Source organism: Nonomuraea sp. H19 (genome assembly GCF_052068215.1).
GTDB lineage: Bacteria > Actinomycetota > Actinomycetes > Streptosporangiales > Streptosporangiaceae > Nonomuraea.
Genome location: NZ_JBQHCV010000140.1, coordinates 1 through 794, shown reverse-complemented (window position 1 = coordinate 794; position 794 = coordinate 1). Strand labels below are relative to the sequence as shown.

Genomic DNA, 794 nt, shown 5'->3' with positions numbered 1-794 from the left:
GGGGGCACGGGTTGGTCCGCGTCGTCGGCAGCGTGACTCACTGCCCGGCCCATGCGATCGCCGCGCGATGGGCGAGCACGTGGGCCGCGTTGACGTCGGCGTGCTCAGCGAAGCCGCACGACGTGCAGGTGAAGGTGGCCTGGTCGGGCCGGTTGTTCTTGTCGATGTGGTGGCAGGCCGAGCATTCCTGGCTGGAGTAGGCCGGATCCACGTAGACCACGGCCACCCCGGCCCGGCGGGCCTTGTAGGCAAGGAAGCTCCCGAGCTGGTGGAAGCTCCAGGAATGCAGGGTGACCCGCTGGGGCTTGCGGAGCCGTACCCGGTCACGGATCCCGCTCAGGTCTTCGAGCGCGATGCCTTTACCGGTGCGTTCTGCCTCGGTCACGGTCTGCTTGGCAATCACATGGTTGATGTTGGCGGCGAAGCGGGCCTCCTTGCGGCGGCGGAGTTTCAGCAGCCGTTTGGCGCTCTTGGTGGCCTTGGCCTGCAGCCGCTTGCGTAGCCGGCGCTGCCGGTGCCGGACGGCGTTGAGGCCCTTGCCGCAGTGCCGCTTGCCGGTGCTGGTGGTGGCGATGTTGGCAATGCCCAGATCGACCCCGAGGAAGCCGTCCGGTTCCTGGAGTGGGGGTTCGGGCAGGTCGCAGGTGGCCAGCAGGAACCACATCCCGTCCCGCCGCACCAGGTCGGATTCGCCGCGCCGATATGCGGTCAGCATGGCCAGCTGGGCATCAGAGCCGGTGAAGGCAATGTTCTTGACCCGGCCGGTCACGGTCCAGATCGAGATCGTCCGGGCG

General features: G+C 68.1%; 1 protein-coding gene. It reads right to left on the bottom strand.

Annotated elements, in window-relative coordinates:
• Positions 1-37: 37 nt before the first annotated feature.
• Positions 38-794, bottom strand: a 757-nt coding sequence (locus tag ACTMTI_RS56950; protein WP_441129422.1) for an RNA-guided endonuclease InsQ/TnpB family protein, incomplete at its 5' end; no start/stop codon positions are given.